The organism is Nocardia sp. CA-119907, assembly GCF_050955995.1.
Lineage (GTDB): Bacteria > Actinomycetota > Actinomycetes > Mycobacteriales > Mycobacteriaceae > Nocardia.
Genome location: NZ_CP192091.1, coordinates 4,975,115 through 4,994,225, shown reverse-complemented (window position 1 = coordinate 4,994,225; position 19,111 = coordinate 4,975,115). Strand labels below are relative to the sequence as shown.

Sequence of the window (19,111 nt, the reverse complement as noted above, 5' to 3'; positions counted from 1 at the left end):
GGCGAACTCTAGCGACGGAGCAGGGCACGGCGACGGTCCTCGTCACGTGAATCCGCAGTTTCTGCCTCGCAACAGAATTCGACCGCACATAAACGAAGCCGGGCAGCGATACAGATGATGGGATCCGCCGGTGCGACACGGTTCCCCACTATCGAGAAGACCTGGCTGCCGGTCGTCGCCACTGACCTGCCGAGTTATGTTCTTGCGCCTCGGAATTCGTTTATTAGGCACAAGATACCGATTCGCCCGGCCACCCATCCGGCCGCCATCGACACTGACCCGGCACGCACTCACACGATCAGTCGTGCCACCTGTCGATCACACCACTGGAGCTGACATGACCGAACCTGCCATCCAGCTGCCCACCCCCGGCGAGACGGTCTTACAGACCTATGAACGCATCCGCCAGCGCGGTCCGATCGTTCCCATCGAATTTCCCGGAGGTGTTGCGGTCTGGGCGGCGGTCAGTCATCGCGCCGCCAGCGAGCTGCTCGCCGGTGACGGAACACTGTTCAGCAAGAATGCCAAGAACTGCCCGGCATTGCACGATGGCACCATCGCGGCCGATTGGCCGATGCGCACCCTCACCGATATGGACCACATGCTCAACAAGGACGGCGAGGATCACCGACGGCTGCGCAAGACGATCAGCAAGGCATTCACCCCCGCCAGAGTGGCTGCGCTCGAACCTCGAATCCAGCGAATCACCGCCGAACTGATCGACGCCTTCCCCCTCGACAACAGCCCGATCGATCTCGTCTCCGCGTTCAATACCCCGCTGCCCGTGCGAGTGATCTGCGAGCTGTTCGGAGTACCCGAGAACGAACAAGAACTGATCCGGGACTGGACCACCACGCTGGTATCGCATACCAGCACCGCCGAGCAGATGCAGACAGCGATGCAGGCGATGACCGCGTACCTCGCGGAGTTGATCGAGCGCAAACGGCGCACACCCGGCGACGATCTCACCACGGCGCTGCTCGAGCCCGACGGCAGCGGTCTGACAACCGACGAGATGGTGAGCATGCTGTGGTTGGCGATCGCGGCTGGGCACGAGACAACCGTGCACCTGCTCGGCAACGCGATCGTCACCCTGTGCACCCACCCCGCACAACTCGCCAAAGCCCACGCCGAGGACCGATGGAGCGATGTCGTGGAGGAGGTCCTGCGCTACCGCTCGTCGGTGTTCACCGTCAATCTCCGCTATCCCCTGCAGGATGTCACGATCGCCGGAGTCGATATTCCCGCGGGCGCGCTCATCACGTGGTACGGCGGGGTCGGCCGGGATCCGGAGCACTATCCCGATGCCGATACCTTCGATATCGACCACGATCACCGCGATCAGCTGGCCTTCGGCTGGGGGCCGCATGTCTGTCTCGGCGCGCCCCTGGCCCGGCTGGAGATCCGCATCGCATTGTCCACACTCTTCGGCCGATTCCCCCATCTGAGCCTGGCCACCGATCCCGAACAGCTCCCGTACCCGCCCCAGTTCATGACGTCCGGACCGCTGTGCCTGCCGGTGCATTTGAAACCCATTGCGTGACGGGCGAAATCAGCTCTGAGTCGGCGTCAGCGCATCCGACCGGCGGCTGCGTCAGCCGATGATGTCGGCACCGGGATGGACGAGGATCCATCCCGGCCATTTCCAGAGTATCCGTCCGGGGCCGGGACAGCTGACGGCCCCGATGCGGACCGCTGCCGCAGGCGCCGACATGATTCCAAGAGCCGACATGGCCTTCTTATCGACCCCGACAACCTACCGCTCGAGCTCTACCAGGTGTAATGCGAGCCCTATCACCCTTCGCGGGCAAGCCGCGCCAATTCGACTGTCGCCGACCGTAACTCGCCCGCGGAATCGATCGGCGTCACATAACCCACCCGGGTCCGTGCCACGCCCCGAGGTGTCACCACCCGCAGGTCGAGTCCATACCGATCGGCTCGTTCGCAGCTCGCCTCGGTCGCGTCCGGATACCCGCCCAGCACCTGTGCCATCGATAACAGCGCATCCGCGTGATCATCATTGAGATGCGTGATCGCCCGCCCCGCCAACGGAATGACCGGATCCGGGGCGGCCGCGAGATACTCCTCGGCACTCGCCGAATCCATCCGCCCGTACCCGCCGACCCACCGAATCCGCCGCACCCGCAACACCCACAGCGAGAAATCGCTGTAATCCACGTAGTACTTCGCCGCGGGCACCGCCGCCAGATGCGCCTCGCGCGCGGCATCCGCCTCGGCACCGACCGGACGCTCCACCACACCGGCCAGCGTGATCCGCGTTCCAGCCAACGGATCGGCGGGCATCTCCGGCGACACCACCGACAGGCTGGCCCGCGGGTCGGCCGTCAGATTGCGCCCGTGCTCGGCCATCCGCGAGACACACAGCACCGGCTGCCCCGCCAGCAATCCGTAGGTGACGAACGACGCCCACGGCCCGCCGTCCTCGCTCACACTCGCCAAGGTGGCGATATTCGTCATCGCCGCAACGGTTCTGGCCTCCTCGGCCGCGGAGGGCCGGGTGGGATTCACCACCGGCGCGGTCGGCTGCGGAATCGAAGGCGCGTCGCCCGGATCACCGTGATCGAGAGTCATGCCGTCCATCTTCCCAGGTACCCATGGCTGTCCACCCTGGTGTCCCGACCCCGGCAACGGGCCTGATGAGGGCAGCGCAGCCGCGTCACACACGGACGTGGGAGCGCAGACATCGGACACCCGAAACGCCGACGACCGGATATCGAAGCGATCGATCGCGCGCGCAACGGCGGCCGATCGGGAAAACTGGCGTGCGTGACCCGATACGCATTCGACGCCGACCGCAACGCCCTCGTCGCCATCTGGGCGACCGGACGCGGCGATCTCGCGACAACGGTGGCCGAGCTGCCACCGATAAACCCTGACCAGGCAACAAGTTTGGCGTCGAATCTGACCACCCTGTCCCGCTTCCAATGGCGCACCTACACCCATCCGGCAAGCGCCGCAGGGGATCCCGACGTTCCCAATAGCGAGGCCTGGCGGCGCGCGGAGGAGCGCCGCAACTTCAAGGAGGTCGAGGCCGGGATCCGCACCCCGAACCTGCCGACCGAGCACGGTCTGATCGTCTCCTACAGCGGTGTGGTCGAATCCGCGCATCGCGTGGGCCGCACCCTGCACGCCATCGACGATTCCGCATTGCGCGACACCATCGCGGCCGAGGTCCGCACCGAACAGGCCGCCATCGAATCCGCCGAACTCGGCGACCTGTCCGGCCGCGCCCGCCAAGCAGTCGAACTGTCGCGCCCGGACGTCTCACCCGCCCAGGTGCAGGCCGCCGACGAACTGTTGCGCGCCGATCCGCTCGGCACCATCGAACTGTTCACCGAACTCGATCCCGCCTCCGCCTCCGTCGCGGCCGCGCATTGGCTCTACGCCGCGGCCGAAGTAGCGGGCGAACTCGCGGGTGTGGCGACCGCCGACGTGGTCGTCGAGGCCGACGACATCGAGGCACTGCAAGTCGAGACCCCGACCCTGGTGCTGGAACGCCTCACCGCAGGGGAGACCCCGACCGAGATCGTCGTCGACCTCATCGCTGAGGCCATGGCCGTCTCCGAGGGACATGTGCCGGCACCGTGGGCCGTGGTGGCCCGCGTCGCCGAAATCGAAGAGCAGGCCCGCAAATTCGACCTCGACAGCGCCACCCGCGCCGCCCTCCTCGACGAATTCCGCATCAGCCACCTCGACCCCACCCGCCCGGCACTCGATCTCCTCGAAGACCTCCTCGACGGCATCCGGGGCTGTCTGCTGCTGTACGCGGCCCACGCCGCGGGTGCGGACGCGCAGGTCGAAGCCCAATTCGCCGCGGATGTGCGAGGTGAAGCCGACACCCACTCCGATCAGCTGTTCTGACCGGGGCGGTCGCCGAACGCTGCTGTGCCGCAACGGTTCCGGCTCGGACCGATAGCTCGCAGCGCCCATCCTCGTTCGTGGCACACCGGGGAGTGGGCGTTGCGGTCTATTCGTGGTGGCTATTGGACCGACACCCCGCGCTTGTCGGTCCGTGGTGCGGTGGAGTTCCAGCGACGCGATTCCCGGCGGTGATAGCCGACGGTATCTGCCGCGCTGGACTCGCCGCACTTTTGGAGGCCTGTCGATGTTCGGACCATCGGCGATATTTCTACCTCGACGTGATCGGCCCGACACCGTGCGGTGTGAGGGCTGGCTGAGCGCAGGTCTGTGCTGCTGAGCGGAATGACGCGGTGGCGAGCTAGGTGACGCCGCGCGGTGCGGTTCAACCGCAGCGCATCGACTCTTGGCGCACACCATCGGCGAGCCAATGAACCAGCGCCTCGTATACCGCGTCGTGGTTGAGCAACGTGAAGTGGTGGGCTCCGGAGATGTGCAGGCCATTGCCGTCGTCGAAACCGATGCGGCGGGCCCGGTTTCGGCCGGAACCGCTGGCGGGCAGGACGAGGCCATCGCCGACAATACGGCCGAGCGGGTGACGGGGGCTGCGGGTAACCGTGGCGGTAACGAAATAGTGGTCGGCGCAGTCCAGTGGCGGCACCTCGCGAATCACTCTTCGTCGCAATGCGTCCGTGTCCAGGCCTTGCCAGTCCTCGTCGACGAGCGAACCCTGGCGCAGATCGCGGATGCCCGCACTGCGACGGCGCAGCAGCCGCCCGAGCGGCCGGGTCTCCGGCACCCGCACCAAAGCGGCGGACGCGTAGTGGACGAGCTGTTCCAACGGTGCGCCCAGATGCGGTGATCCGAGACAGACGATATGCCGAACCCGGCGCACCCACGACAGATCGGCTCGGTCGGCGTCATAGCAGGCGCCCCGCGCGATCAGCCCGCCCATGGAATGGCCGACGAGCGCGATCTGCTCGACCCGCACCGGCCAGTTGTCGACCAGACGCTCCAGCATCCCATTCAACAGGCGCGCGTTCTCGGAGATATGCAGCCCACTGTTGTACCGGACCAGCAGCGCCGTGCAGTCGAGATCGCCTTCGAGCCGCTCGGCATAGCTGGGCCGCCCGCCGAGCCGCCACGCATGTTCGGTCTCCACCAAGCCGTGCAGAAAGACCACGATCCGCGGGCGCGGATTCGGCACTACATCGCCCACCCACCCGGGTGCGACCGGCTCGCCATTGATCCGAAACGTCATCGGCCCGGCCAGAATCGGCCGCTCGTCCTCGAGACTGTCACCGATCAAACCCTGTAGAGCCGCAAGGAATCCGGATCCGTACACCGTGCGCGACGGCACCGGCGCGCCGGGCACATCCACGACCCGCTCCGCGAGCGCCCCCGCCGCGACCGCGGTGCCACCGACGAGCCGATACACCCCGTCGGTGATCGCATCGTGCACCACCTTGACCGGCAGCGCCGCGGGCCCGACCCCCAACCGCACCGCCGCGAAGACCCGATCGGAAATGGCGCGATGCACCGCCGCGATCCCATCGACCGCCCCACCGATCTCATCGCCCGCCAACCCCGCAAGCGCCTGGATCTCCGCCTGCCGCTGTCGCCCGCCCTCAGTCATACCCTCAGTGTACAACTGTTCACTGAAATCTGTCTGCCGACAAATCGGTGCCGCTGTCGTACGACGGTGCGCACTTCTTCCAGCGATGCCGCGTGCCGCGTCACCCTTCCGCGTGGGCGTCGCCGCTTCGTCCTGTCATGTCGGATCGTTGCGCGCAACGGCGAAGGCCCGCAGGAACGGCAGCCAGGTGGTGCCGTCGAGTTGGCGCCGGTAGGCCGCACAACAGCGGCGCCAGTTGTGCGGTGAACCCCTTGCCGGGCCGCATCGTCGTGTCGAGGCGGATCGCATCCGACCTACGGTCGTCGAGTTTCGGCAACGGCCGACCGAGTTCGATCGCGTCGGCCGGTCCGAAAGCGCATGACGGACAACACTCTCCGCCGCTATGCCGGTACGTGGCTCACCGCGACCGCGGATTCGGTGAGACTGCCGAGGTAGAGAGTCCCGTTGTATTCGACGACGCCGGTGACCAGGGCGTAGTCGGTGCCCTCGGTCTGTAGGTCGTGCACGATATTTCCGTCGAAGTCGACCGCCAGCACCCAGACTGTTCGCGGCGGCTTTGGCTGCAGCCATTCCGGTAGCGCCCAGACGATGCGGCGCAGGATGCCGGGGAGGGGAAGCAGGCGGTCCAGCAATGGGTTTCGCGGCGAGGGCAGCGTGATCCACACCAAGCCGTCGCTGCCCAGTGCCATATTGTCCGGGAAGCCCGGCAGGTTCTCGATCAGCAGGTCGTGGGTACCCGCCTTGGGGCCGCTGAGCCAGTAGCGGGTCACGCGGTAGGCCGCGGTTTCGGCGACGAGTACGCAGGAACCGTCGGGTGAGAGGACCACGCCGTTGGCGAATTGCAGTCCGTCGATAAGGGTTTCGAGCTTGCCGGACGGATCGAGGCGGAACAGGCGGCCGGTGCCGGAATGCTCCAGCAGATCGCCCCGCCACTGGTGCAGGGGAAAGCGTCGCGAGGACGACGAGAAGTAGATCGTGCCATCGTCGGCGCGAACCACATTGCTGGCGAAGGGGAGTGGTTCACCGTCGACCTCGTCCACCAGCACATCGAGTGTGCCCGCGGTGTCCAAGCGCAGTAGTCCACGATCGAAGTCGCAGATCAGAATCGCCCCATCGGCGTCGGCATGCATGCCGAGCGGTCGGCCGCCGGTATTCGCCAGCAGGGTTACCGCACCGTCCGCAGGGTCGATGCTATAGACAGAACCATCATCGACCCCCGCGATAACCCGACCCTCCGTGGTGCGCACCACATCCTCGGGCCCGGCGCCGGGGAGTTCCAGTCGAGTGACCGGGGGAAGTGGTATGGCGCTGCGTGTTTCGCGAGCGCGGGGTGGGGCAGTGGGCGGTGTCCAGCGCTGCGGCTGCATTGTCGATCCAGCGACCATGGCTCACCCTATCCCGGCATCGGCAACCGACCGCATCGAACCGCCATCCACGTAGGCATGTCAATACGTAGATATGCGCATTTAGGCATGTGTCAGACCACCAACGCACATCTGAGTCCGGCTTCGCCGGACCCTGCATGGAGGAGAGGAGGGAAGGGGCTACAAGCCTCTTGGACGGGCGATCTGTAGGCAAACGTCGAGAGTGTATGTGTACCAGCGCATTCTCGGCCGATGCGCTGGGGGCTGGGGGTGTTGTTGCAGTGCGGGAGTGGCGGTGAGCGGAGGTGAAGCCGCTTTGATTGCATGGGCCTGGCGCGAAGCGTGGGGGAGGGGCTTGGAGTAGCGGTGATACCGAAGTGGGGTACGGGAGTGCTTCGAGCGCTGAACGTTTCGTTGGCGGCAACAACCAGGTGTGCTCGAACCGTAGTTAGATGCAGACGGTGATCTGTGCGTCGGAAGTAATCATCTGACCCGCCGTTGTAATCATTGGTCTATCTAGATATGCGAATTAATCTATGAATTACTCTACCATTACGCGCAGCAGACTGATCAAAACGGCCAAAAGCAGCAAGGACGCCCGGGTGGGGGCATCGTGAGCGGAGGTCGTTGGAGACCTAGCTGATCGGTCTCCAACGATCGCACCGCTAGGGGTTAACAGTGAAGACGTGCCACAGTACGGCGAGGGTTGCGAGGGTGAAGACTGGTGACAGGATCCAGGTTTCGACCTTGTTGCCCGTTCGCTCGATGATCGGGAGGCTGGTGCGCAGGGAGAAGGGCCAGAAGAGTCGGCAGCCCTTGTCGGTGAGGCAATCACCGACAAGGTGGGCGAGTGCGCCGAGGCCGACGGAGAACGGTAGCCAGGATGGTTTGTCGGTGATCCAGTGGTCCATTGCGAAGGTTCCGGCCGCGGCGAGGATGATGACCGTTCCCCATGCTTCGATGCCCTCGCCGGAGGGGCACAGGTGTAGCGCCCGTACCGCGAGGGCGAGCAGGAAAAAGACCAGGCCGAGGGTGAAATAGCGACCGATCCAATGTTCGCCCGCCCAGGTTCCGAGGGCGATGGCGATGACGAAGGCGAGCGAATGTGTGGCGTGCCGGTGTCCGCCGGAGATCCAGGAGATCAAGCGGCACAGGTGATAGGAGATCGGACCGAGAACATGCGCTATGGTGCCGTTGGGGTGGTCGGCGTCGGGTAGCAGTGCGGCTCCGGCCGTCAGGAAGGTGCCCAGTAATATCTCGACGGCGCCGAGATGCGCATCCCCACTGGGCAATACCGGATATACCAACGCCGAGATGGGCAACGCCGCCGCTGCCACCGACCAGGCGAAAGCGCCACTGGTCGCATGTGAATGTCCTAGCACTGCATGAACGTTAGTTGACCACAAGCCGTTTCAAACAAACGCGACTAACCGAGGGGGGAAAAGGCGTCGGGGGGAGGTGATTTCACCGACAGCGGCCAGACGCGGTCGGTGTGCCCGTTGTGCATGGAGCATCCGGCGAACGGTCCGTTGGGATGGAACAACACGTTCATATGGCTGTCGGCATGGTCGAGGAACCACAGCGATAAACCCAATTCATCATTGAGCCGATAGCGTTCCCAGGATTGCCATAGCGCTTCCAGGCGCGCTACGGCCTCGGAGTGCCGCCACCATTCGGGGCACCAGGCCATGCCGTTATCGGCCACCTTGCGTCGGTAGACCAGGGATAGGTAGTTCTCGACGAACTCGACCACCGATTCATAGACCTGTGTCCGCTGTTCCTTCATGGCGCCCCCGCAGCCCGTGGCGTTCCGAACAGCTTCGAGAGTAGTCACGAAACCTACTGAGGTCCTTGGTGAAACCTTTGCATTATTCGGGTCGCCGGGATCGCGGATCGACGATCCGATCGAGGGCGTGCAGATCCGATTCGAGTGTGTAGAAGATGCGCAGTGCACCGACGAAAGCGAAAAGGCAGACGGTACAGAGGATGACGGTCGGAGCGATCACGGTTTGCTGCTGCGCCGCATTGAGGAAGATCAGTCCGGTCGCGACACCGATCAGTGGTACCGATGCGGCGACACCGAGATATATCCGGCTGCGTCGAGCCAGCCGTCGCAACCGGACCGCGTCGTCGGGGAAGGTTTGCCCGGTGCCGAGCAAACCAGGGTAGTACCAGCGCAGCACAAAGAACGTGATCGGGAAGTAGGAGTACACGACCGCGACCGCGGCCGCGACGATCAGGGATGCGATGAGGTTGATCGTGAATCTCGTGGTGAGATCCGCGCCGGCCTGCAATTGGGGTAAGAAGATCGCCAGCGACAATGCCCAACCGGCGAACGAGACCAGCGTGATGCGGTCGCCACAGGCGAGGGTGGCGGCGCGAGCGTGTGCGAGGGTCTGCTCGTCGAAGTGTTTGCCGCGCCGCAGCCCGTAGGGCACGAGGAACACCAGTCGGCACCAATACAACAGCACGACAATGCCGATGGGGTAGCCGATCACGCCGATCAGGACCGCGAGGCGGAAGAGCCGGGCGCTGTCCCCGGGGGTGAGTTCCTCGTTGAGGAGCCGGGCACAGTGTGCCCAAAGGTAGAGCACGCCGAGGAACTGCCCGAGCACGCTGGACAGCGTTACCACCGGCATCGGTCGCATCTGTAGTTTCGCGCGGATGCTGTGTGATGGCGGATCGACGAGGTCGCGGGCAGCGCGGTCGAGGGTGAGGTCGAGCTGGTTGGCGAGTTCGGCGCCGGTGGCGAATCGGTCGGCCGGATCGGGGGAGAGGCAGGTGAGCAGGGCATGCTGGAGAACCGCTGGGCAGTCCGGTGGGATATCGGCGGCGAACCGAGCGGCGATCGGTCGGCGGCGTAGCTCGATCATGCGCTCGAGTGAGGTATCCGATTCGCCCGCGCTGCGGCCGTCGTCGAAGGGGAGTCGGCCGGTGAGCAGTTCCCACAGCACGACGGCGAGCGCGTAGAGGTCGCTGCGGGTGTCGAGGTCCGCGGCGGTGGTGGCCATGCTGGGATGGCAGGCCTCGAGTTGTTCGGGGGACATGTAGGCCAGGGAACCGCCGAAGTAGGCGGCCGGGCTCGCGCCGGGGATGTGGCGGCTGAAGCTGATATTGAAGTCGGCGAGTTTGGGTTGTCCGTCGACGGTGAGCAGAACATTGGCGGGTTTGATATCGCGATGCAGCACCCCGGCGTGGTTGGCGTAGTCCAATGCCGCTGCGAGCCGACTGCCGAGCCACGCAACGGTTTCCGGCCAGCTGTGCCGCGCGAGCTGGGCCCGGGTCTCGGATGGTTGCGGTTCGAGCACCCCACTGCTGGCCGCGGCCTGGTCGACGGCGTCGAGCAGTAGTCGGCCGGTCTTGCCTTCGACTCCGGTGCGGCGCAGCAGTCGCAGCACACCGAGCAGGGTGCCGCCGGGCACGTACTGCATGTACATCAATTTCAGGTGCTGGTCGGCGATCTGGCGTTGATCGAACACGCGCACGATGTGTTCGTGATCGAGCTGGGCCAGCGTTTGTCCCTCGCTGCCGCGGTCGTGGGAGATCTTGACCGCCACCAGCCGCTGCATCGAGCGTTGTCGTGCGAGGAAGACCCGCCCGAACGCGCCCTGGCCGAGCAGGATCAACATGTCGAAATCGTCGACGGTCGCACCGGGAGTGATGGTGTCGAGGGTGGCCTGCGCTGCCGGATCGGCGAGCAGCGTGGTTCGGAAGTGATCGGCATCGAGCCGGTCGGCGATCTGCGTCATCTGCTGGGTATATCGCTGCTCGTACTCGGTGAGATCGAGATCTTGGTCGAGTAGGCGGCGCGCGGTGATCTCCTCGTAGATCAGATCCGGCGGCAGCGGGGCAATGTCGAGTTCGGGGAATTCGGCTCGGTACTGGTCGAGGCGTTTACCCGCCTGCCTGCGTATCGAGCGGTGGTGCAGATCCACCTTGATCAACTCGATCAACGCCGACCGGCGCAACGCATCCTCGGCCGGTAGGTGAGCAGCCAGTTCAGGCGGTTCTGGCGCGGACTCCCACGCGCCCGCGAACTCGGCCACCGCTTGTGCCAGCACCGTCTGTGTCGCCTTCGCGCGGTCCCCGCCGCTTTCCGGTGGTACCGCGCCGAGCTGCGTATCCATCGTCGGCTCACTCGATCAGCTGGGTGTCCCCGGAAGAACCGACAATATGCGGTTCTCGACGCCCGCCACTGATCCTAGTCCGCTGGACTGGCCCCGCCGGTCGATTCGTAGTTGAGTAATCGCGGCGGTAAACACCGCTCGACCAGCAGGAGGAGATCTTCATGAGCACATTGACGGATCGACCGAACACCGCGTTGCTGGTGATCGATGTGCAGAACGGTGTCGTGGGCGAGGCGTATCAGCGGGATGCGGTCGTCGCGAATATCGGCGAACTCGTGGAGCGGGCACGCGAACAGGGTGTTCCGGTCGTCTGGATTCAGCACTCGAGTGCGCAGTTGGTGCCGGGCAGTGCGGTGTGGGAGTACGTTCCGGAGCTGGTGCGTGCGGAGTCGGAGCCGTTGGTGCACAAGAAGTTCGGCGACTCGTTCGAGGATACCGAGCTGGCGCAGGTACTGGCCGAGGCCGGTGTCGGACATCTGGTGGTGACCGGCGCGGAGACGGATGCGTGCATCCGGTCCACGATCCATGGCGCCTTCGCACGGGGATATGACGTGACGCTGGTCAGCGATGGACATACGACCTTCGACAAGAGCCAATGGGGTGCGCCGGCACCGGAGCAGGTCATCGCGCACACGAACCTGTACTGGCGCTACCAGACCGCGCCCGGGCGCACCGCCGCGGTCGCGGAGACCAAGGAAGTCACCTTTCTGGACTGAAACGCACCGCGCCCCGCGAACTGTGGCAGTTCGCGGGGCGCGGCACATCCGGATCAGACCAGGTCGAACCGGTCCAGGTTGGATACCTTGACCCATGCGGCGATGAAGTCCTTGACGAACTTCTCCTTCGCGTCGTCGGTCGCGTAGACCTCCGCGAGCGCGCGCAGCTGCGAATTCGACCCGAAGACCAGGTCGACGCGGCTGCCGGTCCACTTGACCGCACCGGTGGCGCGATCCTTGCCCTCGTAGGTCTCGTCGTCGGACGAGGTCGGCTCCCACTTCGTGCTCATGTCGAGCAGGTTCGCGAAGAAGTCGTTGGTCAGCGACCCGGGAGTCGAGGTGAATACGCCCAGCGGCGACTGGTTGTGGTTCGCGCCGAGCACGCGCAGACCACCGATGAGGACCGTCAGCTCCGGAGCGCTGAGGGTCAGCAGGTTCGCCCGGTCGATGAGCAGGTATTCGGCGGGGATGCGGGTGCCCTTGCCGAGGTAGTTGCGGAAACCATCGGCCGTCGGCTCGAGTGCGGAGAAGGACTCCACATCGGTCTGCTCCTGGGTGGCATCGGTACGTCCAGGTGTGAACGGCACCTCGACGTCGTATCCGGCGTTCTTGGCGGCCTGTTCGACGGCCGCGGCACCGCCGAGCACCACGAGGTCGGCGAACGAGACCCGGGTGTTGCCGGTCTGCGCGGAGTTGAAGGACTCCTGGATGCCCTCCAGGGTGCGCACCACCTGTGCGAGCTCGTCGGGGCTGTTGGCCTCCCACCCGCTCTGCGGCTGCAGGCGGATACGTCCGCCGTTGGCGCCGCCGCGCTTATCGCTGCCGCGGAACGACGCGGCTGCGGCCCATGTGGTCGAAACGAGCTGGGCGACAGTCAGCCCCGAGGCCAGGATCTGGCTCTTCAGTGCGGCGATATCGGCCGCCCCGATGAGGTCGTAGTCAGCGGCGGGGACGGGGTCCTGCCACAGCAGGGTCTCTTCCGGAACCTCCGGTCCGAGGTAGCGGACCTTGGGCCCCATATCGCGGTGGGTCAGCTTGTACCACGCTTTGGCGAATTCCTCGGTGAGCTCTTCGGGGTGGTCGAGCCAGCGACGGGTGATCTGCTCGTAGACGGGGTCGACGCGCAGCGAGAGGTCCGTTGTCAGCATCACCGGGGTGTGCGACTTGGACGGGTCGTGGGCGTCGGCCACGGTGCCCGCTCCTGCGCCATCCTTGGGGATGTACTGCCACGCACCGGCGGGGGACTTGGTCTTCTCCCACTCGTACCCGTAGAGGGTCTCGAGGAAGCTGTTGTCCCACTTGGTCGGGGTGGGCGTCCAGGTGCCTTCGAGGCCACTGGTGATCGCGTCCTTGCCGACGCCGGTGCCGAAGGCGCTCTTCCAGCCGAGGCCCTGCTCTTCGAGCGGGGCGGCCTCGGGCTCGGGGCCGACGAGGTCGGCGTCGCCGGCGCCGTGGGTCTTGCCGAAGGTGTGGCCGCCGACGATGAGCGCCGCGGTCTCGACGTCGTTCATGGCCATGCGGCGGAACGTCTCACGGATGTCGATGGCTGCCAGCTGGGGATCCGGATTGCCGTTGGGGCCTTCCGGGTTCACGTAGATCAGACCCATCTGGACCGCGGCCAGCGGGTTCTCGAGATCCCTTGTGCCGGTGTAGCGTTCGTCGCCGAGCCAGGTGTGCTCGGGACCCCAGTAGACGTCTTCCTCGGGCTCCCACTGGTCGACGCGGCCGCCGCCGAAGCCGAAGGTTTCGAAGCCCATGTCCTCGAGCGCCACATTGCCCGCGTAGACGATCAGGTCGGCCCAGGACAGTTTCTTGCCGTACTTCTGCTTGACCGGCCACAGCAGGCGACGAGCCTTGTCCAGGCTGGCGTTATCGGGCCAGCTGTTCAGTGGCGCGAACCGCTGCATACCGGCACCGGCTCCGCCGCGGCCGTCGTTGATGCGGTAGGTGCCCGCGGCGTGCCAGGCCATCCGGATGAACAACGGTCCGTAGTGGCCGTAGTCGGCGGGCCACCAGTCCTGCGAGGTGGTCATCACCTCCACGATGTCGGCCTTCACGGCAGCCAGATCGAGGGTTTTGAATTCCGCGGCGTAGTCGAAGTCCGCGCCCATGGGGTTGGCTACGGCCGGATTCTTCTGCAGGATTTTGAGATTGACCTGGTTCGGCCACCATTCACGGTTGCTGCTTCCGCCCTCGGCCGGGGACTTGAGCCGACCGGATACCACGGGGCAACCACCGGCGGTGGGTTCCGTACTAGCTTCTCCGATGGGCGGATGTTCCTCAGGCACGGCAATTCCTTTCGGGGGAGTGAGTGAAACGGGCTGTGATCACGGCTGTGATCCGGACAAAGGTGATGTCTTGGTCTTGCAGTCGGGGCACAGACCCCAGTAGATGACCTCGGCCTCATCGAGGACGAAACCGTTGTCGTGCGAGGCGGTCAGGCATGGTGCCTCGCCGACAGCGCAGTCGACGTCGGCGATGACGCCGCACGACCGGCAAACGACGTGGTGGTGGTTATCGCCGACCCGAGTCTCGTAACGCGCAACCGAACCCATCGGCTGGATGCGTCGGATCAGCCCCGCGGCGGTCAGTGCCCGCAGCACGTCGTAAACGGCCTGATGGGACACCGCGCCGAGAGTGTCGCGCACGCGACCGAGGATGGAGTCCGTATCGGAGTGCGGATGTTCGTGCACAGCGGTGAGCACGGCAACCCGCGGCGCCGTCACGCGTAGAGCGGCTCCACGTAACATCCGCTCGAATTCCGAAGTCGTGGACACGTTCAGAAGTATGACTCATTCAAGTCTCGGCCGGGAGGGTTTCGTAAAACCTCGAGACGATCCCACAACCAGCCGACTCTGCCGACCCCGCCGACTCTGCTGAACCAACAAATCCGCCGATCAGCCACCAGGCAACCGACCCATTGCCGTCAGGTAAGCAATCCCACGAGCCATCCGATCAGGCGAGATGTGCTGGTGTAGGGGAGCTCTGCCTGCATGAGCGCATGGTGATCGGTTGTCCAGGGGGTCGGTGCCGCATCGACAGGATACTTACTTAACATAATGTTGATTATCGGCGTTACAACGGCGGTGCTGGAAGTGGGTCGCTTTGGTTGTATGTCGTTGGTATGTGCCAGGTTTCGGGCTTCGGCGGCTGGGCCGGGCTGGCTACCGACGTTCTGTTGGCGGAAATGCATGTTTCGTTCGCGCAGGCATCCTCTTTGAGCATGTTTTGCCCGATGTAAATATTCCGGGGAATCTTGAATTCTGACGGAGAAAATATTGGAGCGGCTCGATCTGCGGTCTCCGGCCGACTCGGCTGCGACTCCCCCTCTTCGTCCAAACGCCCTTTAAAACGTCACTGTGACGATTTAAAGGGTGTCGCGGGGTTGGGCGGATTGCGTCGGATTCGGCTGGTTTCTGGTTATCGGGTCGAATATTCGGCACCCGGCGATCTATCGGTCGATCGCCGTCTGTGAGGCGGGCTCTCCTATTTCGACTCCTTCTGGGAATCCCTCCCGGTCGGTACTCTTTATGGGTACAAAATTGCTGATCAGCGGTTTCTGGACAAAGTCCAGTAGTGGTGTGGCCACGCGCGTCGGCTCGAACACCTGAACCCCGCTCCGCGGTATCACCGCAGGCGGGAGTGTCCATTCCGGCCGGACAGCCGCAATTGTCGGCGTGCGCACGGCATGAGGTCCGCGATCCCGGACGACAGGATGACAACGGTGAACGAACAGCTCTCGTAGCTGGAGGTGGATGATGGCCAAGAAATTCGACGGACATATCGCGCTCGATATCCGTGATTCGGTGCCCGACTGGGGGCCTTATGCGGAGCCGACGGCACCGCAGGGCGCGCCGAATGTGCTGTATCTGGTATGGGACGACATCGGCATCGGTACCTGGGACTGCTACGGCGGTCTGGTCGATATGCCGAATATGAAGCGCATCGCCGATCGTGGTGTCCGATTCACCCAGTTCCACACCACCGCGCTGTGTTCACCGAGCCGTGCCTCCCTGCTGACCGGTCGGAATGCGACCTCGGTGGGAATGGCGACCATCGAGGAATTCACCGATGGCTTCCCGGGCATGTGCGGGCGGATACCGGCCGAAACCGCACTGTGCTCAGAGGTTCTCGCCGAGCGCGGGTGGAATACGTATGCGGTCGGCAAATGGCATATGACGCCGCTGGAGGAGGAGAATCTGGCGGCCTCGAAACGGCATTGGCCGCTGGGACGCGGATTCGATCGGTTCTACGGTTTCCTCGGCGGCGAGGCCGACCAGTGGTATCCGAATCTGGTGTACGACAACCATCCGATCTCGCAGCCCTATGCGCCGGAAGACGGATATCACCTGTCGAAGGATCTGGCCGACAAGTCGATCGAGTTCATTCGCGACGCGAAGGTGATCGCGCCCAACAAGCCGTGGTTCATGTACTTGTGCCCGGGGTGCGGGCATGCCCCGCATCATGTCGCCCAGGAGTGGGCCGACAAGTATCGCGGCCGATTCGATATGGGCTACGAGAAGTATCGCGAGATCGTGCTGGAGAACCAGAAGCGTATGGGGCTGGTGCCGGAGAACACCGAATTGTCGCCGATGAACCCGTATTCGACGGCCACCAGTGTGGACGGCAAGCCGTGGCCGGCCCAGGACACGGTGCGGGCGTGGGATTCGCTGTCGGAGGATGAGCAGCGGCTGTTCCGGCGGCAGGCGGAGGTGTTCGCCGGATTCCTGTCCTACACCGACGCGCAGATCGGCCGAGTGCTGGATTACCTCGAGGAGAGCGGCCAGCTGGACAACACCATCATCGTCACCTTCTCCGACAACGGTGCCAGCGGCGAGGGCGGTCCGAATGGTTCGGTGAACGAGATGAAGTTCTTCAACGGCTATATCGACACCATCGAGGACAGTCTGGTGAAGCTGGACGCGCTGGGTTCACCGACCACCTACAACCACTACAGCATCGGCTGGGCGATGGCGTTCAACACCCCGTACAAGCTGTACAAGCGGTATGCCTCGCACGAGGGCGGCATCGCCGACCCGTGCATCATGTCCTGGCCGGCCGGAATGGCGGCGCGCGGGGAGGTGCGCCATCAGTACCTCAATGTCTGCGATATCACCCCCACTGTCTATGAACTGCTCGGCATCACTCCCCCGGACATCGTGAAGCATGTGGCGCAGCGTCCCCTGGAGGGCGTGAGTTTCCGGGCGCTGCTCGATGACGCGAACGCCGATACCGGCAAGCACACGCAGTTCTATTCGATGCTGGGCACGCGCGGCATCTGGCATCGCGGATGGTTCGCCGATACCGTGCATGCGGCCTGCCCGTCCGGCTGGGGGCATTTCGACAAGGACCGCTGGGAACTGTTCCATATCGAACAGGACCGCAGTCAGATGCACGATTTGGCCGACGCGCATCCAGAGAAGCTGGAGGAGATGAAGGCGCTGTGGTTCTCCGAGGCCGCGAAGTACAACGGGATGCCACTCAACGACCTCGACATCATCTCCGCCTTGACTCGCTACCGTCCGACATACGCCACCGATAGGGACAACTTCGTCTACTACCCCGGCAGCGCTGAAGTGGGACCGGGTGCGGCGCTGGAGATTCATGGGCGTTCGTTCGCGCTGCTCGCCGAAACGACGATCACCAGCCCGGATGCGCAGGGAGTGCTCTTCGCGCACGGCGGACGTCTCGGTGGGCACACGCTGTTCCTGCAGGACGGGCGCTTGTATTACATCTACAACTTCCTCGGCGACGAAGAACAGATCATCGCCTCCGACCGCCCGGTTCCGCTCGGCGATCACATCCTCGGTGTCCGGTACGAGCGGCACGGCACCCGGTCCGATAATTTCACGCCCACCGGTGAGGCCATTTTGTACATCGACGACAAGGCGGTGGGCTCACTCGATGATATGCGGACCCAGCCCATCACCTTCTCCGGTGTGGGGGAAGGAGTCTGTGTGGGCCGCGACAGCGGTCAGTCCGTTTCCGCGCGCTACCGCTCGCCGTTCCCGTTCACCGGAGGAACCATGCACCAAGTCGTCGCGGATGTGTCCGGAAAGCCCTATGAAGATCTGGAAATGGCGGCGGCCGCGGCCTTTTCGCGCGATTGAGGTGAGGGGTCGATGGCTACCGTGAGCCGTGTCGATGTGCGCCGTGGCATGGTCCGGATATCCGGTGGTGACTTCGCGATGGGGTCGGCGGAGTTCTTCCCCGAAGAGCGGCCGGTGCATCGGGTGCGGGTCGATTCGTTCTGGATCGATCCGCACCCGGTGACCAATGCCGCGTTCCGGCGTTTCGTGAAGCAGACCGGATATGTCACGGTCGCCGAACGTCCGCTGGCGGCCGAGGATTATCCGGATGCCGACCCGCAGAACCTGGTGCCCGGTGGGTTGGTGTTCCGGCCTACCGGGCACCAGGTGCCGTTGGACGATTGGCGGCGCTGGTGGTGGTATGCGCCGGGGGCGAATTGGCGTCACCCGCGCGGGCCCGCCGCGACGCTCGATGGACTCGACCGCCATCCGGTCACCCAGATCGCCTACGAGGATGCCGCGGCCTATGCGTCGTGGGCGGGCAAACAACTACCGACCGAGGCGGAGTGGGAGTATGCCGCCCGCGGGGGGCTGGACGGGGCCACCTACGCCTGGGGTGACGAGTTCGAACCCACGGGCAGGCGCATGGCCAATATCTGGGTTGGCGCCTTCCCATGGCAGTTCTTCCCGGGCCGAGGACAGACACCGAGACCGGGCACCACGGTGGTCGGCACCTACTCGCCCAACGGTCACGGCCTCTATGACATGACCGGCAACGTGTGGGAGTGGACCGTCGACTACTTCCGCCGACAGCATCCGGGACCGTCCTGCTGCGCCCCGCGCAACCCGCGCGTGGATACCCCGGAATCCGAAGCGGCGGAACGCTTTCCGCGCCGCGTCATCAAGGGTGGTTCCTTTCTGTGCGCGGCCAACTACTGCCTGCGCTACCGGCCTGCCGCCCGGCAAGGTCAGGCCGAGGACACCTCCACCTGCCATCTGGGGTTCCGCTGCGTGGTGCGCGACGGGGATTCGTGAGAATCTGATGCCTCTGCGCTGGCGGGAGCTGCCCGCGCCGCGACGACTCAGAGCTGCGACCGAATCAGTACTGCCACACTGAGCCTCGGAGTCGAGCAGCGGATGGTGCGGAGAGGGGCGAGGTGGGATGCGCACCCGGGGACGGTGCGCGAGCCGGTCGGATCGGTGCCGAGCACTTGCTTCGAGTTCCGTTGCGCGACGGCTCATATCGCTGTGCGACAGGTACTGCGACCGCGGGCCGCCGAGCTGCTGGATTCAGAATTGGCTCTCGAGTGTGAGCCGGTGACGAGGCCAGTGATCGGCAATTGGCTCTGTTTCGAGGGGC

General features: G+C 64.8%; 13 protein-coding genes. 5 read left to right on the top strand and 8 right to left on the bottom strand.

The window, feature by feature from the left end:
- The first annotated feature begins 337 nt into the window (after window positions 1-337).
- Complete coding sequence (locus tag ACQP2D_RS21935; RefSeq protein ID WP_433677781.1) at window positions 338-1,543, top strand: cytochrome P450 family protein; 1,206 nt, start codon at window positions 338-340, stop codon at window positions 1,541-1,543.
- Window positions 1,544-1,794: 251 nt separating this feature from the next.
- On the opposite strand, the gene ACQP2D_RS21930 is transcribed toward ACQP2D_RS21935, so the two are convergent.
- Window positions 1,795-2,592 (bottom strand): HugZ family protein, encoded by a 798-nt coding sequence (locus ACQP2D_RS21930; protein WP_433677780.1) that lies wholly within the window; start codon window positions 2,590-2,592, stop codon window positions 1,795-1,797.
- Window positions 2,593-2,787: 195 nt separating this feature from the next.
- Between ACQP2D_RS21930 and ACQP2D_RS21925 the strand changes: the two genes are divergently transcribed.
- Entirely contained in the window at window positions 2,788-3,882 is a 1,095-nt protein-coding gene (locus ACQP2D_RS21925) for a hypothetical protein (RefSeq protein ID WP_433677779.1), read from the top strand.
- Between the two features lie 382 nt (window positions 3,883-4,264).
- Here the strand turns inward: ACQP2D_RS21925 and ACQP2D_RS21920 are convergent, their stop codons facing one another.
- The 5 genes from ACQP2D_RS21920 to ACQP2D_RS21900 all read right to left on the bottom strand — a co-directional run bounded on the left by ACQP2D_RS21920 (window position 4,265) and on the right by ACQP2D_RS21900 (window position 11,006).
- Window positions 4,265-5,515: a lipase family alpha/beta hydrolase gene (locus tag ACQP2D_RS21920; RefSeq protein ID WP_433677778.1), complete on the bottom strand. Its 1,251-nt coding sequence runs from the start codon at window positions 5,513-5,515 to the stop codon at window positions 4,265-4,267.
- A 380-nt stretch (window positions 5,516-5,895) separates the two neighbouring features.
- Window positions 5,896-6,900: an SMP-30/gluconolactonase/LRE family protein gene (locus tag ACQP2D_RS21915; RefSeq protein WP_433677777.1), complete on the bottom strand. Its 1,005-nt coding sequence runs from the start codon at window positions 6,898-6,900 to the stop codon at window positions 5,896-5,898.
- A 644-nt stretch (window positions 6,901-7,544) separates the two neighbouring features.
- Window positions 7,545-8,261: a metal-dependent hydrolase gene (locus ACQP2D_RS21910; RefSeq protein WP_433677776.1), complete on the bottom strand. Its 717-nt coding sequence runs from the start codon at window positions 8,259-8,261 to the stop codon at window positions 7,545-7,547.
- Window positions 8,262-8,305: 44 nt separating this feature from the next.
- A complete protein-coding gene (locus ACQP2D_RS21905; RefSeq protein ID WP_433677775.1) occupies window positions 8,306-8,665 on the bottom strand; it encodes a DUF4913 domain-containing protein in 360 nt (119 codons plus the stop codon).
- 82 nt (window positions 8,666-8,747) lie between these two features.
- Window positions 8,748-11,006 carry a serine/threonine-protein kinase gene (locus tag ACQP2D_RS21900; RefSeq protein WP_433677774.1) on the bottom strand — a complete coding sequence of 753 codons (2,259 nt, stop codon included), beginning with the start codon at window positions 11,004-11,006 and terminating at the stop codon, window positions 8,748-8,750.
- A gap of 161 nt (window positions 11,007-11,167) precedes the next feature.
- On the opposite strand from ACQP2D_RS21900, the gene ACQP2D_RS21895 reads away from it, so the two are divergent.
- Window positions 11,168-11,722 (top strand): cysteine hydrolase family protein, encoded by a 555-nt coding sequence (locus ACQP2D_RS21895; protein WP_433677773.1) that lies wholly within the window; start codon window positions 11,168-11,170, stop codon window positions 11,720-11,722.
- 53 nt (window positions 11,723-11,775) lie between these two features.
- On the opposite strand, the gene katG is transcribed toward ACQP2D_RS21895, so the two are convergent.
- Together katG and ACQP2D_RS21885 are read right to left on the bottom strand one after the other, a co-directional pair.
- Window positions 11,776-14,010, bottom strand: a complete 2,235-nt coding sequence (gene katG, locus ACQP2D_RS21890; protein ID WP_433677772.1) for a catalase/peroxidase HPI — start codon at window positions 14,008-14,010, stop codon at window positions 11,776-11,778.
- 39 nt (window positions 14,011-14,049) lie between these two features.
- Window positions 14,050-14,472, bottom strand: coding sequence for a Fur family transcriptional regulator (locus tag ACQP2D_RS21885; RefSeq protein WP_433685730.1), 423 nt, complete (start codon window positions 14,470-14,472; stop codon window positions 14,050-14,052).
- A gap of 1,008 nt (window positions 14,473-15,480) precedes the next feature.
- Between ACQP2D_RS21885 and ACQP2D_RS21880 the strand changes: the two genes are divergently transcribed.
- Window positions 15,481-17,832, top strand: coding sequence for an arylsulfatase (locus tag ACQP2D_RS21880; protein WP_433677771.1), 2,352 nt, complete (start codon window positions 15,481-15,483; stop codon window positions 17,830-17,832).
- Between the two features lie 12 nt (window positions 17,833-17,844).
- Window positions 17,845-18,786 (top strand): formylglycine-generating enzyme family protein, encoded by a 942-nt coding sequence (locus tag ACQP2D_RS21875; protein ID WP_433677770.1) that lies wholly within the window; start codon window positions 17,845-17,847, stop codon window positions 18,784-18,786.
- The last annotated feature ends 325 nt before the right edge of the window (window positions 18,787-19,111 follow it).

Excerpts from the sequence above, each read along its gene's own strand:
- ACQP2D_RS21905 (WP_433677775.1), bottom strand. The coding sequence starts at position 8,665 with ATGAAGGAACAGCGGACACAGGTCTATGAATCGGTGGTCGAGTTCGTC.
- ACQP2D_RS21880 (WP_433677771.1), top strand. The coding sequence starts at position 15,481 with ATGGCCAAGAAATTCGACGGACATATCGCGCTCGATATCCGTGATTCG.
- ACQP2D_RS21930 (WP_433677780.1), bottom strand. The coding sequence starts at position 2,592 with ATGACTCTCGATCACGGTGATCCGGGCGACGCGCCTTCGATTCCGCAG.
- ACQP2D_RS21885 (WP_433685730.1), bottom strand. The coding sequence starts at position 14,472 with ATGTTACGTGGAGCCGCTCTACGCGTGACGGCGCCGCGGGTTGCCGTG.
- ACQP2D_RS21875 (WP_433677770.1), top strand. The coding sequence starts at position 17,845 with ATGGCTACCGTGAGCCGTGTCGATGTGCGCCGTGGCATGGTCCGGATA.
- ACQP2D_RS21935 (WP_433677781.1), top strand. The coding sequence starts at position 338 with ATGACCGAACCTGCCATCCAGCTGCCCACCCCCGGCGAGACGGTCTTA.
- ACQP2D_RS21900 (WP_433677774.1), bottom strand. The coding sequence starts at position 11,006 with ATGGATACGCAGCTCGGCGCGGTACCACCGGAAAGCGGCGGGGACCGC.
- ACQP2D_RS21920 (WP_433677778.1), bottom strand. The coding sequence starts at position 5,515 with ATGACTGAGGGCGGGCGACAGCGGCAGGCGGAGATCCAGGCGCTTGCG.
- ACQP2D_RS21895 (WP_433677773.1), top strand. The coding sequence starts at position 11,168 with ATGAGCACATTGACGGATCGACCGAACACCGCGTTGCTGGTGATCGAT.
- ACQP2D_RS21915 (WP_433677777.1), bottom strand. The coding sequence starts at position 6,900 with ATGGTCGCTGGATCGACAATGCAGCCGCAGCGCTGGACACCGCCCACT.